13 protein-coding genes are annotated in these 18,735 nt (G+C 72.2%); 6 read left to right on the top strand and 7 right to left on the bottom strand.

Going from position 1 to position 18,735, the window contains the following annotated elements:
- Positions 1-5: 5 nt before the first annotated feature.
- The 5 genes from IEJ02_RS39610 to IEJ02_RS39590 all read right to left on the bottom strand — a co-directional run bounded on the left by IEJ02_RS39610 (position 6) and on the right by IEJ02_RS39590 (position 7,774).
- Positions 6-2,879, bottom strand: coding sequence for an NHLP bacteriocin export ABC transporter permease/ATPase subunit (locus tag IEJ02_RS39610; RefSeq protein ID WP_191069214.1), 2,874 nt, complete (start codon positions 2,877-2,879; stop codon positions 6-8).
- Position 2,880: 1 nt separating this feature from the next.
- A complete protein-coding gene (locus IEJ02_RS39605; protein WP_317986033.1) occupies positions 2,881-5,163 on the bottom strand; it encodes an NHLP family bacteriocin export ABC transporter peptidase/permease/ATPase subunit in 2,283 nt (760 codons plus the stop codon).
- Positions 5,160-5,966 carry an HlyD family efflux transporter periplasmic adaptor subunit gene (locus IEJ02_RS39600; RefSeq protein WP_191069213.1) on the bottom strand — a complete coding sequence of 269 codons (807 nt, stop codon included), beginning with the start codon at positions 5,964-5,966 and terminating at the stop codon, positions 5,160-5,162. Before IEJ02_RS39600 ends, IEJ02_RS39605 begins: the two co-directional genes overlap by 4 nt.
- Before the next feature lie 107 nt (positions 5,967-6,073).
- A complete protein-coding gene (locus IEJ02_RS39595) occupies positions 6,074-6,292 on the bottom strand; it encodes a type A2 lantipeptide (RefSeq protein ID WP_137976382.1) in 219 nt (72 codons plus the stop codon).
- 462 nt (positions 6,293-6,754) lie between these two features.
- Entirely contained in the window at positions 6,755-7,774 is a 1,020-nt protein-coding gene (locus IEJ02_RS39590) for a glutathione S-transferase family protein (protein ID WP_137976383.1), read from the bottom strand.
- A gap of 222 nt (positions 7,775-7,996) precedes the next feature.
- Here IEJ02_RS39590 and IEJ02_RS39585 point away from each other — a divergent pair, with 222 nt between their 5' ends.
- Positions 7,997-8,992, top strand: coding sequence for a DMT family transporter (locus IEJ02_RS39585; protein WP_191069212.1), 996 nt, complete (start codon positions 7,997-7,999; stop codon positions 8,990-8,992).
- A 178-nt stretch (positions 8,993-9,170) separates the two neighbouring features.
- On the opposite strand, the gene IEJ02_RS39580 is transcribed toward IEJ02_RS39585, so the two are convergent.
- The gene (locus tag IEJ02_RS39580; protein ID WP_191069211.1) at positions 9,171-10,856 is read right to left on the bottom strand and encodes a helix-turn-helix domain-containing protein; all 1,686 of its coding nucleotides are present in this window, start codon (positions 10,854-10,856) and stop codon (positions 9,171-9,173) included.
- A 245-nt stretch (positions 10,857-11,101) separates the two neighbouring features.
- Between IEJ02_RS39580 and IEJ02_RS39575 the strand changes: the two genes are divergently transcribed.
- Complete coding sequence (locus IEJ02_RS39575; protein ID WP_191069210.1) at positions 11,102-11,575, top strand: hypothetical protein; 474 nt, start codon at positions 11,102-11,104, stop codon at positions 11,573-11,575.
- Positions 11,576-11,647: 72 nt separating this feature from the next.
- On the opposite strand, the gene IEJ02_RS39570 is transcribed toward IEJ02_RS39575, so the two are convergent.
- A complete protein-coding gene (locus tag IEJ02_RS39570) occupies positions 11,648-12,256 on the bottom strand; it encodes a TetR/AcrR family transcriptional regulator (protein WP_191069209.1) in 609 nt (202 codons plus the stop codon).
- A 173-nt stretch (positions 12,257-12,429) separates the two neighbouring features.
- Here IEJ02_RS39570 and IEJ02_RS39565 point away from each other — a divergent pair, with 173 nt between their 5' ends.
- The 4 genes from IEJ02_RS39565 to IEJ02_RS39550 all read left to right on the top strand — a co-directional run bounded on the left by IEJ02_RS39565 (position 12,430) and on the right by IEJ02_RS39550 (position 18,612).
- Positions 12,430-13,653, top strand: a complete 1,224-nt coding sequence (locus tag IEJ02_RS39565; protein ID WP_191069208.1) for a cytochrome P450 — start codon at positions 12,430-12,432, stop codon at positions 13,651-13,653.
- 131 nt (positions 13,654-13,784) lie between these two features.
- Positions 13,785-14,927, top strand: a complete 1,143-nt coding sequence (locus tag IEJ02_RS39560; protein WP_191069207.1) for an amidase domain-containing protein — start codon at positions 13,785-13,787, stop codon at positions 14,925-14,927.
- A gap of 257 nt (positions 14,928-15,184) precedes the next feature.
- On the top strand, positions 15,185-17,704 hold the full coding sequence (locus tag IEJ02_RS39555) for a beta-glucosidase family protein (RefSeq protein ID WP_191069206.1): 2,520 nt from the start codon (positions 15,185-15,187) through the stop codon (positions 17,702-17,704).
- A gap of 113 nt (positions 17,705-17,817) precedes the next feature.
- Entirely contained in the window at positions 17,818-18,612 is a 795-nt protein-coding gene (locus IEJ02_RS39550; RefSeq protein WP_191069205.1) for an SDR family NAD(P)-dependent oxidoreductase, read from the top strand.
- Positions 18,613-18,735: the final 123 nt, after the last annotated feature.

Raw genomic sequence — 18,735 nt, 5'->3', positions numbered from 1 at the left:
CACACCTAGAGCGTCTGACGCCGCACCAGCTCGTGCAGCTTGCCGCCCGGGATGGCCATCAGCTCGGCCGGGGCGCCCTGCTCCACGATCCGGCCGTCCTCCATGACCAGCACCCGGTCGGCGTCCATGACGGTCGACAGCCGGTGTGCGATCACCAGCCGGCTGGCGTTGAGCCGGCGGGTGCTTTCGATGACGATGCGCTGGGTCTCGTTGTCCAGGGCGCTGGTGGCCTCGTCGAAGAAGAGGATGCGCGGACGGCGGATGAGGGCCTGGGCGATCATCAGCCGCTGCCGCTGGCCGCCGGAGATGGCGCCGCTGCCGGAGATCATGGTCTGGAGCCCCATGGGCATCTGCCGGATGTCCTCGGCCAGTCCCGCCAGTTCGGCGGCCTCCATGGCCTCCTCGGGGGTGTACGGCTCGGCGCCGCGGATGCAGTCGAGGATCGTACCGCCGAGCGGCTGGGCGTTCTGGAGGACCACCCCGCACTGGCGGCGCACGGCCGCCTGGTCGAGGGCGGCGAGGTCCTGGCCGTCGTAGAGCACACTGCCGGACACCGGCCGTTCGAAGCCGATGAGCAACCGCAGCAGGGTCGACTTGCCGCAGCCGCTCGGGCCGACGACGGCCACGAACTCGCCCGGCCGGATCTCCAGCGAGACATTGTCGAGCACCAGCGGCCCGTCGTCGCCGTAGCGGAAGGTGAGGTCGCGGGCCCGGAGGTCACCGGAGAGCCGCCCCGGCTGGGCGCTGCCGCCGCGCACCTCGGGCGGCTCGTCCAGGATCGGCTTGACCTGCTCGAACATGGGCAGGACGGCCACCACCGAGACCAGGGAGTTGGTGAGCTGCGTGAGGGAGGTGAGCAGCATGGTCACCGAGGTGTTGAAGGTCAGGAAGGCGCCCGCCGACATGCTCCCCCGCGCCGGACCGGCCAGCAGCATGAACACGGCGAGGGAGACCAGCGGGAGGTAGACGGAGTCCAGCACCTGGGTGAGGTTCTTGATGCGCCCGGTGCGCTGGTGCAGATCGCGGGAGTGGGCGAAGCCACGGGCCCAGGCCGCGTAGGCGAAGTTCTCGGCCGCGGCGACCCGCAGCTTGGGCAGGCCGCGCAGGGTCTGGAACGCCTGGTTGTTGAGCTTGTTCTCGCTCTCCACCAGCCGTCGCTGCCAGCGCACCTGCCACAGCCCCATCCCGAGGAAGACCCCGGAGACCACCAGCAGTACGGCGACCACCGCGAGCGCCAGTGAGGCGCTGTAGTACAGCAGCAGGGCGAGGTTCATCACGCCCACGGTGCCGGCCTGGAGGATCGTCGGGGCGATCCCGGACATCACCCGGCGCATGGTGCTGATGCCCAGGGCCGCGCTGGCCAGTTCGCCGGTGGAGCGCTGGGCGAAGAAGGTGGTGGGCAGCCGCAGCAGCCGGTCCCACACCGCGGGCTGGAGGGTGGACTCCAGCCGCCCCTCGAGCCGCAGCAGGGTCAGGTTCTGCAGCAGCATGAAGGCGGCCGCCACGACGCCGGCGACGATCAGGGCCAGGGAGATCTGGACGATGGGGCTCTTCTCGGCGCGGGGCACGAAGCCGCCCAGCACCTGGCCGGTGGCGAGCGGCACCAGGGCGCCGAGCGCCACCGTCACCAGCCCGCCGATGAGGAGGTTGCGGACGTCCCCGGCGGCGCCGCGCACGCTGAAGCGCATCAGCCGCCACACCGTCATCGGCCGGTCGGGCAGCGGGCGGTAGAACATCACGCCCCGCGGCTCGAACTCCTCCGCGTTGCCGCCGCCCACCCGGATCCGCAGGCCGGAGGCGGGGTTGACCGCCTCGTACCGGCCGCGCCGCCACAGCAGCGCCACCGGGGCCCCGGACTTGGCGCGGTAGCCCACCAGCGGTCCGGCGTCCTCCCGCCACCACTGGCCCTCGAGACGGACGGCGCGGGTGCGGATCCGGGCGTGGGCGGCGATGCGCTCCACCGGGTCCGTACGGTCGTCGGTGGCGTGGCCCCTGGGCGGCTCGGGCAGGGTGATCCCGGCGGCCTCCGCCACGGCGCGGCACACCGCGTGCACGGCGTCGTCGGTGCTCTCCTCCGACGGCCGCCGGTCCCGTCGCGGCCCTCCGATGGAGGCGATCAGCGCCTGGTCGGCGCGGGTGCGCACGGCCTCGCCGGCCCGGATACCGGCCGCCGTACGGTCCGCGTGGGCCCGCTCCATGGTCTCGATCCAGCGGTCCACGGCGGTGCCGAGGCGGTACTGCTGGTTGACCATCCGCTGCCACAGCGCGCCGTCGATCAGCAGGTCACCGGCGGCCTGCGCGCTGTACTCGGCGCCGTAAGCCACACTGCCGGGCGGCACCGGAAGCCAGAGCAGGTCCTCGTCGGCCGCCTCCGCCTCGGGCGCGGCCCCGCCGTCCAGGGGGGCCTGGAAGAGGACGCCGAGGCTGCGGCTCACCCCGAGCGCCACGGCGTGCTCCAGCGGGGTGGGCGGGGTGTCCTGGAATCCGCCGCCCCCGTACATGGCGTACGGATCGCCGGCTTGAGCCGTGCCGTACGCGTCAAAGCCTTCCGGCCGGTACAGCTCGCGCAGCGGGATGCGGCGCACCAGGCAGTCCTGCGAGGGGCGGCCCAGCAGGGTGTGGCGCGGCCCCTCGACCGGGCCGGGGAGCGCCGCGCCGGTCTCCAGGCGGCCGAGGAAGTGCCACTGCCCCTCCTCGGCGGCGTCCACCGCGAACAGGTCGAGGGCGCCGCCGACGACGAGCCAGAGCACCTGCGGGCCCTCCAGCGGGAGGCTGCGCAGCCCGGCGCAGTCGACGGGCGTGCCGAGGGCGCCCAGCGCCTGGACCACCGCGTCGCCGCCGTCCGTGGCCACCGCCGCGGCCGGGTGAACGGACGCCATGTCAGTGCTCCTTCATCAGCTCGGCGTACGGGCCTGAAGCGGCGGCGAGGTCCTCGTGCCGCCCGCGTTCGACGACCGTGCCGCGGTTCAGGACGAGGATCTCGTCGCTGTCCCGCACGGTGCTGAGCCGGTGGGCGATCACCACACACGCACAGCCGCGACGGCGCAGGTTGTCCATGACGAGCTGCTCGGTCCGCGCGTCCAGGGCGCTGGTGACCTCGTCCAGCACCAGCACGCTGGGGCGGCGCACCAGGGCGCGGGCGATCTCCAGCCGCTGCCGCTGGCCGCCGGAGAAGTTGCGGCCGTCCTGCTCCACCCGGCAGTGGATCCCCTCCGGGCGCCGTGCGATCACATCGTCGTAGAGTGCGGCGTCCCGCAGGGCCTCGACCACCGCCTCGTCCGGGATCGACGGGTCCCACAGCGCCACGTTGTCCCGCACGGTCCCCTCGAACAGGAAGATCTCCTGGTCGACGAAGGAGACGGAGGCGGCCAGGGCGCCGCGGGGGATGTCCTCCAGCCGCTGTCCGTCGATGCGGATGACCCCCTCCCAGGGGGTGTAGAGGCCGGAGACGAGCCGGGAGACGGTGGACTTGCCGCTGCCGGAGGCGCCGACCAGCGCCACCTGCCGGCCGGGGCCGACGGACAGCGAGAAGTCGCGCAGCAGCGGCTCGTCCAGCGGGTTGTAGCCGAAGGTGATGTTCTCCAGGGTCACCTGCCCGGTCAGCCGGCGGGTGTCCTCGCGCGGCTCGTCGCGGGTGTAGAGCGAGTCCACCGGGAAGTTCTCCACGTCCTTGAGCCGGGCCACGTCGGCGGAGAAGTCCTGGATGCGCCCGGCCACCGAGTTGAGCCGGGTGATGGGCGCGGTGAAGCGGGTCACCAGCGCCTGGAAGGCCACCAGCAGGCCGATGGAGATGTGGCCCTCGACGGCCCGCAGCCCGCCGATCCAGAGGATGAGGGCGCTGTTGAACGTGGCGAGGGTGGGGGCGACCACGGCCAGTACGGAGCTCGGCACGCCGAGGCGCTGCTGCTCCTCCAGGGTGACGGCGTGCTGACCGGCCCAGCGGCGGAAGTAGCCCGCCTCGCCGCCGGTGGCCTTCACCGTCTCGATGAGCTGGAGACCGGTGTACGAGGTGGTGGTCAGCCGCGCGGTGTCGGCCCGCAGCTTCTGGGTCCTGGTGGCCCGCAGCCGCACCACCACCCGTATCGCCACCACGTTCAGCAGCGCCAACCCGACGCCGATGACGGTGAGTTGGGGGTCGTAGGTCCACAGCAGCACGGCGTAGAGCACCACGACGACCCCGTCGACGGCCGCGGCGGCCAGATCGCGGGCGAGCGTCTCGGCGACGGTGTCGTTGGAGCGCAGCCGCTGGACCAGGTCGGCCGGGCTGCGCTGGGCGAAGAAGGTGACGGGCAGCCGCAGCAGATGGCGTAGGAACCGCGCGCTGCTGAGGGTGGAGGAGATGATGCGCCCGCGCAGCAGGTTCGCCTGCTGCACACCGGTGAGCACGGCGGTGAGGAACACCGCCACGGCCATCGACGCGAACAGCGGCTGAAGCGTCGAGTCCTGGCCGGCGATCAGGAAGGTGTCGATGAAGGTGCGGCTGAGCGCCGGGACCGCGGCCCCCACCGCCACCAGCAACAGGCTGGCCAGCAGCGACGCGAGCAGGGTGCCGGTGGTGCCGCGCATGCGCGGGGGCAGGGCGCCCAGCACCCCCGGGCGGCGCCCGCCCCGGCGGAAGGACTCCTCGGGTTCGAAGACCAGGACCACACCGGTGAAGCTGGTGTCGAACTCCTCGATGGGGACGAAGCGGCGCCCCTTGTCGGGGTCGTTGATGTGCACGCCGCGCTTGCCGAACCGCCGCCCCATGCCGTCGTAGACGACGTAGTGGTTGAACTCCCAGAACAGGATGGCCGGGGCCTGGACCTCCACCAGGGCCTCGGGCTCCATCTGCATGCCCTTGGCGCGCAGACCGTAGCTCCGTGCGGCCTTGAGCAGATTGCTGGCGCGCGAGCCGTCCCGGGAGACACCGCAGGCGATCCGCAGCTCCTCCAGCGGCACATGGCGCCCGTAGTGTCCGAGCACCATGGCGAGCGACGCCGCACCGCACTCCAGGGCCTCCATCTGGAGGACGGTGGGGGTGCGTACGGTACGGCGCCGGGGCTTCCTCGGCCCGGCGCCGCCACGCGGGGCGCGCCGCCGTCCGCGGGCCGGCTGGGGGCGGCGTGCCCCGCTGCTTCCGGCGGGTGCGGGCCGGGGCGGTCCGGCCTCGTTCGTCGCGGTCACGGGAGCAGCCAATCGATGGGGTGCTGGGCGTCCAGGTGGACGGTGCCGTCGGTCAGGGTCATGGAGCCGAGGGCGAACGGCGGACCCTCGGGGGACGACCAGCGGTAGCCGGAGCGGGTGCCGCGCTCGCGGTCGAGGCGCACCTGGACGGCGACCGGCGGGCCCTGCTTGGAGAACTCCTCGCCGAGTTGCTCACTGCCGAGGTAGGAGCCGATCTGCTGGCTGGACTGGGCGGTCCGGCCCACGGCCCGCACCTCGCCGCGGAGCACACCGTAGGTCTGCGTCGGCGCGGACTGCACACTGAGGTCGACCGAGGCGCCCACCCGCACCGAGGCCGCCCGGTTCGCGGGGACGTACAGGGTCGCGACCAGAGGGTCGTCGGAGTGGCGGACCCGCTCCACGGAGGCCACGTTCGCGCCGGTGTTCAGCACGGAGCCGATCGAGGCGGAGAGGGTGGTGAGCCGGCCGGCGGCGATGGTGCGCACGACGGTGGTACCACGGGTGGTGCGGACCTTCAGCAGGGGCGCGCCCGCCGGGAGGGTGCTGCCCTCCTGTGCGAGGACGGAGGTCACCTGGCCCGCGATCGGGCTCTGCAGCACATAGCTGCCCTGCCCGTGGGTGAGGATCCCGGTGGCGTCGAGGGTGTTGGACACGGTGCCCGTGACGGCCCATACGGCGGCCCCGGCCATGACCACCACCGTGACCGCCAGCGCCAGCCATCCCTGGGGGCGGGCGTAGCGCACCGGCAGGTCGATGTCCTCTGCCGACTGCGCCTTGGAGAGTGCCTGCTGGCGGAACTGCACGAGAGTGTTTCCTCAACCGCGAAGGGAGTGATCCAAAAGGGCGCCGTGGACCGCCGAGTGCCCCGGACCAGGCAGGCCCGGGGCACAGGGAAGGCGGTGTGTCAGCCTCAGAGGCTGCCGACGACCCCACCGACGATGCCGGTGGTGTTCAGGCCGGTGAGACCGTCAACCGTGCCGGTGGCGGTGCCGACGGCGCCGGTCACCGGGCCGGTGACGGTGTCGACGGTGCCGAGGACGTCGCCCACCGGGTTGCCGATCCCGCCGGCCACGTTGTCCAGCTCGGCGTCGGAGATCTCCTGGGTCGCGACCTTGGGCGCGTTGTTCATTGTTGCGTCTCCCTTGGGTGACTGTCTCGTTGAGCTTGCACCAGCGCGTGGCAGCCGAGGGGAATCGGCTCCCGTGGCATGGTCACGGGGCTCCGGGAGGAACCGGGGATCCGTGGATGCCGAGCGCGGATTGGGATGTAATCACGGGGCTCGCCACGCTGCGAATCAGCCACGGTCCGGAACCGGGCATTCCGCCACTTTCCGATCACACGACGGGCACAAGCGCGCACCTCATCGTCGCCGTTCCCTCACAGAAAGGTCACCGAACTCACCCGGCACCGCGCCCCTTCTGCGAGGTGACGCGCGTCATGTCGGACCCGACCGCCACGACTGGGGCCGAGGTGGCACACGGGCCGGGGCGTACACATGGCATCTGTGTAACAGGTGTGCCGATCACTTGAAGACCGGGCGAACGAAGCGACATGCGGCGCCGGGCGGCACGGGAATGCGACATGTGCGACTTCAAGCCACCCGGCCCTCCTGCGGCACCTCCTCGCCGTCCGGCACCGGTCCGGGCGCCGTGCCGTCGCCGAACGGGCTCCCGCCCAGCTCCTCACGGTGATGCGGCGTCAGCCACCCGGAGAGATCGGGACCGAGCGGAACGATGCGGCGGGGGTTGATGTTGGTGTGCACCTGGTAGTAGTGGCGCTTGATGTGGTCGAAGTCGACGGTGTCCCCGAAACCCGGCGTCTGGAAGAGATCACGGACGTACCCCCACAGCACCGGGTCCTCGCTGAGCTTGTTGCGGTTGCACTTGAAGTGGCCGTGGTACACGGCGTCGAACCGGACCAGCGTGGTGAACAGCCGGATGTCGGCCTCGGTGATGGTGTCGCCGACCAGATAGCGCCGCGTGGCCAGCCGCTCGGACAGCTCGTCGAGGCGGGCGAAGAGCCGCCGGTACGCGTCCTCGTAGGTGTGCTGGTGCTCGGCGAAGCCCGCGCGGTACACGCCGTTGTTCACATCGCGGTAGATGCCCTCCGCCACGTCGTCGATCTCGTCGCGGTGCTCCTCGGGGTACAGGTCCGGGGCGCCCTCGCGGTGGAGGGCGGTCCACTCGGTGGCGAGGTCCAGGGTGATCCGGTGGTAGTCGTTGGTGACCAGTTGGCCACTGGGCACGTCCACCACCGCGGGCACGCTCACGCCGCCCGGATATCCCGTCTCGCGGGCGTCGTACGCCTCGCTGAGGAACCCGATACCCAGCACCGGGTCCCGGTCCCCCGGGTCCAGGGTGAAGCGCCAGCTGCGCTCGTCCTGGATGGGGTCGGTGATGGCCAGCGACAGGGCCGGCTCCAGGCCGAGCAGCCGCCGTGAGACCAGCGCGCGGCTCGCCCAGGGGCAGGCCCGGCTGACCACCAGCCGATAGCGCCCGGCCTCCACCGGCCAGCCGTCCCGGCCGTCGGCGGTGATCCGGTCGGCGAAGTGCGGCGCGGAGCGGCGGAACTCCTCGCGCTCGCGGGGTGTCTCCTGATCAGCGGTGTTCAACGGGACCACCTACCACCTTCCGAAGCGGGAACCGTCGTGGACGGTCCGGGTCACGGGTCGGCCGCCGAGGCTCTGGTGCCACGGGTGACACCTACCCGGTTCCACATCCCGGGAAGGGGTATTCCTCACGGAACGGACCGGGTGGCGATGCGGAACGGGTGGCGCCGGGGCGGCGCTCCAGCGTTCAAGACCGGGGGCGAGGCCACGGGCCAGGGTCGGGGCATGCCTGAAGACAAGGGATGGAAGAGCCCGTACCTCCTGCTCACGGTCACCATGCTGCTGTGGGGCAGCGCCTTCTCCAGCTCCAAGTCGGTGGTGGCCCAGCTGCCGCACACCGTGGCGGCGCTGCTGCGCTTCGGTGGCGGGGCGGTCGCCCTGCTGGCGGCGGTGGCGGTCTTCGGCAAGCCGGCGGCCACCCCGGCCGCGGCCACCCCGGCCGCGGCCACCCCGGCTTCCGCGCGGGGCGGCGGGCGGCGCGCGGCGTTCGCGGGCGTCCTGGGGGTCTTCGCCTACAACGGCTTCTTCTTCTGGGGGCTTTCGCTGGCGCCCTCGCTCGACGCGGGCATCGTCATCCCCGTGCTCAGCCCGGTTCTGACCAGCGCCTTCCTCCTGGTCACCGGCCGTGAGCGGGCCTCCGGGGGGCGGCTGGCGGGGCTCGCCCTCGGGCTCGCCGGGGCGGTGGTGTTCTTCTTCGGCGCGGGCGGCAGCGCACACGGCGGCGCCACCCGGCTCACGGGCGATCTGCTGTATCTGCTCAGCGCGGTGTGCTGGGCCGCGTACACGCTCATCGGGCCCCGGGTGCTGGCCGGGATCGACCCGCTGCGCGCCACGACGTACGCGACGTGTGCGGGGGCGGTGCTGCTGGGGGTGCTCGCCGCGCCCGACCTGGGCGAGGTGCGCTGGGACGGGCTGCCGGCCGGCCTCTGGCTGAACGTGGTGTTCCTCGCCATCGGCCCGGCCGCCGTGGCCAATCTCCTGTACTACCGGGGAGTGGGGGCGGTGGGCCCCGCGTCCGCGTCCTTGATGATGTTCATGGTCCCGGTGGTCAACACCGTGTGCGCCATGGTCTTCCTGGGCGAGTCCTTCGGCGGTCTGCAGGCCCTGGGCGCCCTGGTGCTGCTGTCGGGCGCGGTGCTCGCCGTCACTCGGGGACGTGTACCGGCACGTCCCCGAGCGCGAACCGCGCCCACCGCGGGGAGGGAGCCCTCGGAGCTGTGAGCGCCGTACGGCACCGGTCTGCATCACTCCCCTCGTGGTGATACAGACCGCCCGCCACGCTGGGAGGCCGGGCTCCGTTTCCGCGCGGTGCGGCAAAAGTGACGCTAAAGCCGATCATGCGGGCGGGCAACGGTGCACGGTGCGCATCGCCCGCCCGCGACATGTGCACGGTGCGCAGTCAGACCGCCGGGTGGAGCCCGGTGATGTGCAGGGCGTGCACCAGGTCGTGGATCCCGGAGCCGGTGGTGAGCAGATCCCGGCCGAGCAGGTGTTCGGCGGCCCGCAGATGGGCCCTGACGGTGTTCCGGCTGAGACCGAGATGGCGGGCGGTTCGCTGGGCGTCGGTGTTCGCGTCGATCCAGGCGCGCAGGGTGGTGTGCAGATCGCGGCCGCGGGTGTCCCGGAGCGGGCGGAGGAACTCCCGCGCCCAGGCGTGGGCGGGCCCGGTGCGGAACAGCTCCTCCAGGGTGGGCACCGGCCGCCCGTGCTCGGCGCCGAAGCCACCACCGGAGGCGAAGCCGCCACCAGAGGCGAAGCCGCCACCAGGGCCGAAGCCGCCCTCGGGGCCCGAGCCGCCCTGGGGGCCCGAGCCGCCCTCGGCGCAGAAGCCGCCGTCCGGCTGCCCTCCGGTCAGGCCGAAGGCCAGGTCGAGGGCGGCCCGGGTGCGTACGTCGCCCAGGTCCAGGCCGAGGGTGGCCTCCACCCGGCTGAGGTGGTGGGACACGGTGTTGCGGCTGATGTCCAGCAACCGGGCCACCGCCGACCGGGGGAAGGTGACGGCGAGCCGGGTGATGTCCAGGGTGGCTCTCGGAGTGGATTCCAGTGGCCGCAGCAGGGCGCGCGCCCAGGTGTCCGCCTCCGGGTGGGGCAGCAGGGGCATCAGCGGTGTCCGGCCGAGGTACGCGGCCACCCGCTCGGGCGTATGGCGCGCCGCGGCCAGGGCGTGCAGGGCCTGACCGTACGCCTCGGCGGTCGCGCCGAGCGGATACGGGCTGCTGATGCCCAGCGCGTAGTGCGAGTTGTCCCGCACCAGGCGGCGCAGCACCGCGCCCTGGCCGTGAGCGGTCTCGGGGTCGTCGGCGCGGTCGTGGGGGTCGGCGTCGGGCTCGGCGTCGAACCGGCCACCGGCCTCGTCGGCGAACCCATCGCCGGATCCGTCGGCGGACCCGTCCGCGACGAGACAGATGAGGTGCTCCTTGAAGGCCGGGCAGTGCACCATCAGGCCGGTGCCGTGATAGCCCGAGCCGTCCTGGTAGGTCTGCGCCAGCCGGTCCCGGTCCTCCGGCGGGCAGTGCAGCAGATAGACGCGCAGCCGTTCGGCGTCCAGCAGCGCGGGGACGGCGCCGGTGGTCATCCGGCGGGCCAGGGTGAGATCTCCCGCCAGCAGGGCGCTGAAGACGGCGAACCGCAGCTGCCGCGCCTTGTACTGGTAGCCGCGGAAGGTGGTGTCCGCGCCCCGCGCCCGGTCCAGGAGCGCGATGAGACTCCCGGCGTGCGAGACCAGCGACGCCGCTTCGCGGCTGGGCGCCGAGGCGCCCGCCACCACCAGCACCGGGCGTGGCGCGTGCGGGCCGAGCGCCTCAAGGCGCACCTGAAGGGCGCCGCTCTCGGTGGCCGCCGCGGCCATCTGCCCGCCGGACAGCCGTGCCAGCGTCGGTTCGAGTGAGGGCAGGATCTGCCGGGGGAAGCGCGCGGTGGAGGTCTCGACCGCGCCCGCGCCGCCGACCAGCGCGACATCGGCGTCGATCTGCCGGCCCAGCCAGTCGAGTACCGGCCGCGGGTCCGCCCCGGAACCTCGGCTCATCTGTCGCCGCACCTCGTGCAGCAGCTCGTCCAGCCGGCCGGTGTGCGCCCGTGCCTCCACAGCCGTAGCTCCTCCTCACCCCGTACCGCGTCATCCCGCGCGGACCGATCGGCGGTCCGCGCATCGACGTACTTTATTGGCCCCGTACACGGGACCTCGCGGGCCAGTGCCGTACGTATCAAGCCGGTCTCACGGGGCGGGCCTGCCGCATCGGGGGTGTGTCCGCGCAGGCCAGGGCCCTTCATGGGGCCGCGGCGTGGCCTGTTAGGTTGACGTGCTCAGTTTGTACGGGGAAAGGAGTTCACGTGCGCAAGGCAGTGCACATGGCGGTCACTTCGGCCATTGTCGGCCTTGTCGTCAGCGGCTGCGGAGGCGGCGACGACGGGAAGAAGGAATCGAAGCCGAGCGGCGGCGCCACCAAGGCCGCTCAGTCCGCCCAGCAGTCGCCGAGCTCGGGTCCGTCGGCCCGGGGCACGATCATGGAGCGCTCGGCGGGCTCCTGGAAGTCCATCGTGGCGGCGAAGTCCGCCGACGACCTGGAGACCCTCACCATCGCGGACGGCAAGGTCACGGCGAAGGGCCCGAAGCTCGACTGCACGGGCACGCTCAAGGGCGGCGAGGACGAGCCGTCCCTGACCCTGTCGTGCAAGGGTGGCAGCGATGGAGGGCGGGGCCAGGGCACCGTCGGGATGAAGGGCGACGACGCCCTGGCGATCAACTGGAAGGGCCCCGAGGGCGGCTTCGGCGGCCCCGTCGACAGCTTCCGCAGGGCGGGCTGACCCCCAGGCTCAGGACGCATCAGCGTTCAGCCGCTTGACGAAGCACCACGCCGAACGACTCGGGACCGGGCTTCAGGCCACCGAGCGGAACAGGCCCTCCAGCACCCTCGCCACCTGCTCGGTGGAGAGCGGGTCGTCGACGCCGCCCGCGGCGTAGATACCCCGGTCCAGCTTGACGCCCCGCGTCATCGCGCCGAGCAGCGCGGCCAGTTCGGTGCCCCGCAGGGCGGGCCGGTGGCCGGCCCGGTCGAAGAGCCCGTCCAGCATGGCGCCGATGCGGCGGCTGAACCGCTTCTCGTGGTCCACCAGCGCGACGGCGGCGTCGCCGTCCCGGAGCGCCATCAGCCGGAATTCGAGGTGGATGAAGACCCAGCGGGTGTCCAGGCGCTCACCGTTGAAGATCTCGGCGAAGGTCCGGGCGAGCTGGGGGGCCAGGTCCCGCCCGGTGTCCATCTCGTCGATCCGCTCCCCGATGTAGTCGGCGGTGCGGTCGCTGTGCCGCCGGAAGACATCGAGGAAGAGTTTCAGCTTGCTGTCGTAGTTGGAGTAGAAGGCCCCGGTGGTCCTGCCCGCGCACTGGCAGATGTAGCCGATCGACGCCCCGTGGAAGCCGCGTTCGGCGAACGCCCGCTCCGCCCCGACGATCAGCGCTTCCACGGTCTTTGACCGCTGCGGCGGCATCGGTGTGCCCCTCTCCACCAACTGTTCGGAAACCTGGCCAGATCCGTACGGTAGCCGATCTGTCCCCCTGTTCAATAGGGAACCCTATCGGTAGCGTTCCCTATCGAAGCTGCGACCGACGGCTCCGGGACGTTCGCCCCGGGACGGTTCGAGGATCACGAAGGAGAGCCATCGTGAACGCTCCGATGCCCGCCACCCATGACGACCTGCGAGATCTCCACGACCTCCCTTCGTATCCAAAAGAGCGGGACGACTACATCAACCCGGCCCGCGCGCTGCTCACCGGGCCGCCGATCAGCCCGCTGCGGTTCGCCGGCGGCAGCGTCGGCTGGCTGGTGACCGGGTATCACGAGGCGCGGGAGGTGCTGCGGGATCCCCGGTTCAGCGCCGAGCGCTGGCGTGGTGACGACGCGATGCGGCCGGTCCCCGAGTCGGTCCGCAGGGACCGGAGCAGCGGGGCGGGGTCGTTCCTGGCCATGGACGCGCCGCAGCACGGCCACTACCGGGGCCAGCTCACGCGGTACTTCACGGTGCGGCGGATGCGGGAGCTGGAGGCCCGCATCGAGGACATCGTGGCCGACCAGCTGGACGCGCTGGAGGCGGCGGGCAAACCGGCAGATCTGGTGCGGCACTTCGCCCTGCCCATCCCCTCGCTGGTGATCTGCGAGATGCTCGGCGTGCCGTACGAGGAGCGGGAGCTCTTCCAGTCCGTCGCCGCGCGGCTGCTCCGCCAGGACCGCACCGATGAGGAGTTCGTCGCCGGGAAGACCGAGCTCGACACCTTCCTGCGCACCCTGGTCGAGGCCAAGCGCAAGGACCCGCGCGACGATCTGATCTCCCTGCTGACCGCCGTCGACGAGCTCGACGACGAGGAGATCGGCGGCATCGCGGGGCTGCTGCTGATCGCCGGCCACGAGACCACCACCAACATGCTCAGCCTCGGCACCTTCGCCCTGCTGCGCAACCCCGGGCAGCTGGAGCGGCTGCGGGCCGACGAGTCGCTCCTCCCCCAGGCCGTCGAGGAGCTGCTGCGCTACCTGAGCATCGTCAACGCCTTCCCGGTCCGTATCGCGCTGGAGGACGTCGTCGTCGGCGGTGTCACCATCACGGCGGGCCAGTCCGTGGCCGTCTCGGTCCCGGCGGCGAACCGGGACCCGGCGCTGGTGGACGACCCCGACACGCTCGACGTCGGACGGCCCCGCAGCAGCCACCTCGCCTTCGGCTACGGCATCCATCAGTGTCTGGGGCAGCATCTGGCCAGGATCGAGCTGGTGGCGGGCTACCGCGGACTGCTCCGCCGGTTCCCGGGGCTGCGGCTCGCCGTGCCCCCGGAGGAGGTCCGGATGCGCAGCGACATGGTCATCTACGGAGCCCACGAACTGCCCGTCACCTGGTGACGGCGCCGGGCCGGACCGGGCCCGGCCTCCGCACGACCGAAATCGTCACATGGGCTCCACACACGCGGAGTTCATGTGATGATTCGGTGACCCCGGCCCGTCCGGTCCGGGGGTGTGGAGGGAAAATACACGTGAAGTCAACGACCTTCAGATCCGCCGTGGGGGCCGTGCTGACGGCGGCCCTGTCCGCCGTGGTCCTGCCCGTCTCCGCCGCGAGCGCGGCGGAGAGCCCGGCGGCGGCCGGCACCGTGGACACCGCGACCGCGCGGTCCTTCGGACGGCTGGCCGACGCGGTGCTGACCCAGCGCACGGCGGCTCTGCTGGACAACAACGAGCAGTCGGTGCGGCGCGCGGCCCCGCTCGCCGAGAAGAACGTCCGCCTGTCGGCCGGGCAGACCCGGACCGAGGACACCGCGCTGTCCACACTGCGCACCCGCAAGGCGCGGCTCGCGGCCCTGGGCGAGGCGTACACCTCCGCCGACACCCGGGTGGCGGTGGACCGGATACGGGTCGAGGCCGGGCACGCCACGGTCCAGGCCACCGAGACCACGACGCTGACCTACAAGAAGATACGCGGCGACGAGCCCGCGACCACCGGCTTCCAGGCACACCACCGGCTGAGCTTCGCCGCCACGGCGGACGGGAAGTGGCAGCTGACCGGCCTCACCTCGACCGACGACGGCCCGCTGGCGGTCAACGAGCCCGCCACGGCGCGGGTGGCGACGGCCAGGACGACGGCCCTGCCCGAGGCGACGCCCGCCGCCATCTCCAAGCCGTCCCAGCCGCAGACGAAGCCCGCCGGAAGCTACGACTACGCGGCGATGGCCTCGTACGCGGAGAAGTACTGGCAGAACTACAACCCCGCCTACCGGAAGTTCAACGAGGCCGGCGGGGACTGCACCAACTTCGTGAGCCAGTCCCTGAAGGCGGGCGGCTGGGCCAACAAGTCCGGCGACGCCGAGGACTACCGCAGCTGGTGGTACGACACCTCGTACCAGTCGACGTCCTGGGTGGGCACCAACGAGTGGTCCTGGTTCACCCTGGACGCCAAGCGGGCCACCAACCTGGCGAACGTCTACTACATGGGCGTCGGTGACGTCATGCAGATGGACTTCGACAAGGACGGATCCAAGGACCACACCATGATCGTCACCTACCGGAGCTCCAGTGGTGTGCCGTACCTGACCTACCACTCGGTGAACACCTACCGGAAGTCCGTGGCCAGCATCATCGCCTCGTACCCGAACTCGCTCTACTACGCCTACCGCACCTGAGGCGCCCAGCGCCCACCCGTGTCCCCGTGACAGTGGACCCCGCCCCCCGGGCGGGGTCCACCGCGTCTCACCGCGGATCTGTCCACCCAGGGCACGCGCTGACCGGCGACACCTCGATCCCGAAACCCGGCGTACCCCGACGAGCGGCCGACCCCGTGATGTGATGTCCGCACGGTGTTCACCCGACGGACACCTCAGCCACGTCAGCACGCCTGCGTACACACACGTCTTCGAGCCGCGAGAGATGGAGTGACGCCATGCCGGGCGCCCTGTCACGCCGTTCCGCCCTGTCCTTCCTGGGAGGGGCGATGGCCGTCGCCGCCACCGGTGGGGGCGGATGGCCGGTGGCCGCCGCCGAGCCCGCTTCCGGCCCCGGAACCGCCACCGGAACCGCCACCGGGCTCGCCCCCGAGCCCGGCTCCCGGGTGGACTCCCTCGTCGGCCGGATGACGCTCGAGGAGAAGCTTGCGCTGCTGCACGGCGCGAAGGATCCTCACGGCCTCGGGCAGGCGGGGTACACCCCCGGTGTCCCCCGGCTCGGCATTCCGCCACTCCGGCTCGCGGACGGGCCCGCCGGGGTACGGGTCACCCGGCATGCCACCGCGCTGCCCGCGCCGGTGCTGCTCGCCTCCGCCTTCGACCCGGCCCTGGCGCGGGAGTACGGGCGCACCCTCGGGCGCGACGGCCGTGCGCTGGGCCAGGACGTGCTGCTCTCCCCCATGGTCAATCTCATCCGCACCCCGTACGCCGGGCGCAACTTCGAGACCTTCGGCGAGGACCCGCTGCTCGCCTCCGAGCTGGTGGCCGAGGAGGTGCGCGGCATCCAGGGCGAGGGCCTGATCGCCACCGTCAAGCACTTCGCCATGAACAACCAGGAGTACGAGCGGGAGTCGATCGACGTCATCGTCGACGAGCGGACGATGCGGGAGATGGAGCTGCCCGGCTTCGAAGCGGCGGTACGGGCGGGCGCGGGGGCGGTCATGGGCGCCTACAACAAGGTCAACGGGGTCTTCGCCGGTGAGAGCGGGCCGCTGCTGACCGGCGTGCTGCGCGAGGACTGGGGCTTCGACGGCTGGGTGATGACCGACTGGCACGCCGCCCACAGCACCGCGGCGGCCCTCGGCGCCGGGCTCGACATGGAGATGCCGGACGGAAAGTACTTCGGCGACGCCCTGCGCGAGGCGGTGGCCGACGGGACCGTACCGGAGGCCGAGGTGGACCGCGCGGTCGGCCGCGTCCTGACCGTCATGGACCGCTTCGGCCTGCTGGACGGCGGCGCCCCGCCCCGGCCCGGCCGGGACCCCGGGGCCGGGGCGCGCACCGCGCTGAAGGTCGCCACGGCGGGCGGCATCCTGCTGCGCAATGAGCGCGGCACCCTGCCGCTGACCGGGTCCGCCGCCCGCTCGATCGCCGTGGTCGGGCCCACCGGCTCCATCCCCTTCGTCAGTGGCGGCGGCAGCGCCCATGTGGTCCCCGACCACGCCGCGAGCCCGCTGGAGGCGATCCGGGAGCGCGCGGGGAAGAGGGCCCGGGTGGACTACGCCCTGGGCGAGGACGTGTTCGGCAAGGAGATCCCCGCCTCCGCGCTCTCCCCGGCCGCCGGGCTGGAGAAGCGGAAGGTGGCGGCGGGGAAGAGCTGGACGTACGAGTCCACCCTCACCGTGGCCGAGGCCGATGAGTGGACGTTCGTCCTGCACTTCAGCGGCCCGCCCACCGGCCGCCCGAGGGTGCTGCTGGACGGCGAGGAGCTGTTCCCGTTCCGGCCCGGCCTGGGCGAGTACTTCACCGGTGGCTTCGTCAGCGCCGCCCCGGACGGCCTCGCCGTGCGCCGGGCGGCCGTCGAGCTGACGGCGGGGAAGCACCGGCTGAAGGTCACCGCCAAGGGTGGCGGGAAGGGGCTGACCTTCCGGCTGCGCCGCACCACCTCCGCCACCCGCGCCGCCGATGTGGCCGAGGCCGTGCGCGCCGCCCGGGCCGCGCACAGCGTGGTGCTCTTCGCGTACGAGGACGCCACCGAGGGCAGGGACCGGATCACCATCGCCCTCCCCGGCCACCAGAACGCGCTGATCGACGCCGTCGCCCGGGCAAATCCGCGCACCACCGTCGTCCTCAACACCTCCTCGTGCGCCTCGATGCCCTGGCTGAGGCGCACCGGCGCCGTCCTCCAGATGTACTACCCCGGTCAGGAGGGCGCTGCCGCCACCACCGCCCTGCTCTTCGGCGACGCCAACCCCGGCGGCAGGCTCACCCAGTCCTTCCCCGTCTCCGACGACCGCCATCCGATGGCCGGAGACCCCCGGCGCTACCCCGGGGTGAACGGCCGCGAGGAGTACTCCGAGGGCATCCACGTCGGCTATCGGTGGTACGACGCCGAGGGCGTGCGGCCCCTCTTCCCCTTCGGCCACGGCCTGTCGTACACCACCTTCGCCTATGCGGGGCTGCGGCTACGGTGGCGCGGAAGCGGTCTGGAGGCGGTCTTCACCGTGCGCAACACCGGGCGGCGGGCCGGGGCGGAGGTGGCCCAGGTGTATGTGGGGCCCTCGCCCGATCTGCCGCTCGACCAGGCCGAGCGGGTTCTGGCGGGCTTCCGGCGGGTCCGTCTGCGGCCCGGCCAGGCGCGGAAGGTGACGGTGCGGGTGGCCGCGCGGGCGCTGTCCGCATGGGACTCCGAACGCCATGAGTGGGTACTGGGCACCGGGCGCCGGACCGTGGAGGTGGGCTCCTCCTCGCGCGATCCGAGGCTGCGGGGACGTATCGAGGTCCGCCATGGGGCCTGAGGTCCGCCATGGGTCGTGAGCGGCCACGGCCGTCGTCGCATCGGGCTACGCTAGTATGGCGCGTGTGCAACTAAAGGCGCACGCAAGCAATAAGGTATCGACGAAGGAGCGCCGTGCAGATCGACCTTTCCGGTAAGACCGCCCTGGTCACCGGCTCCACGCAGGGCATCGGATTCGCCATCGCCGCCGGGCTGGCGCGGGCGGGTGCCCGTGTCGCCGTGAACGGGCGCAGGGAGGAGTCCGTCGAGGCCGCCATCCAGAAGCTGGAGGAGGACACGGAGGGCGGCTCGTTCGTCTCCGCCCCCGGCGACATCACCTCCGAGGACGGCGCCCGCCAGGTCATCCGTGCCGTGCCGGACGCCGATATCCTGGTCAACAACCTCGGCATCTTCGGGGCCACTCCGCCGCTGGAGATCAGCGACGATGAGTGGCGGCGCTATTTCGAGGTGAACGTGCTAGCCGCCGTCCGGATGATCCGCGGCTTCCTGCCCGGGATGAAGGACCGCTCCTGGGGCCGGATCCTGAACGTCGCCAGTGACTCCGCCGTCGTCATCCCCGCCGAGATGATCCACTACGGGATGTCGAAGACCGCGCTGCTCGCCGTCACCCGTGGCTTCGCCAAGGACGCCGCCGGTACCGGGGTCACGGTCAACTCGCTGATCGCCGGGCCGACCCACACCGGCGGGGTCGAGGACTTCGTCTACGAACTGGTGGACCCGGAGCTGCCCTGGGACGAGGCCCAGCGGGAGTTCATGGCCAAGCACCGGCCGCAGTCGCTGCTCCAGCGGCTGATCGAGCCCGAGGAGATCGCCCACATGGCGGTCTATCTGAGCTCCTCCTTCGCCTCGGCCACCACCGGCGGAGCCGTGCGCGTCGACGGCGGCTACGTCGACTCGATCCTCCCCTGACGCTCGCCACGGCGCCTTCCTGACGCCTGTTTCGGCGCCCCCTCTGATTCCGCTTCCGCGCGCCCTGATTCCCGCTTCCGCGCGCCCTTCCGGTGGGAACCGTTCCGCGTGGACCGGGGTTCC

Source organism: Streptomyces sp. 5-10 (assembly GCF_014712245.1).
GTDB classification, from domain to species: domain Bacteria; phylum Actinomycetota; class Actinomycetes; order Streptomycetales; family Streptomycetaceae; genus Streptomyces; species Streptomyces violaceusniger.
The sequence above is the reverse complement of the archived record's forward strand: the minus strand, read 5'-3'. Positions and strand labels throughout refer to the sequence as shown.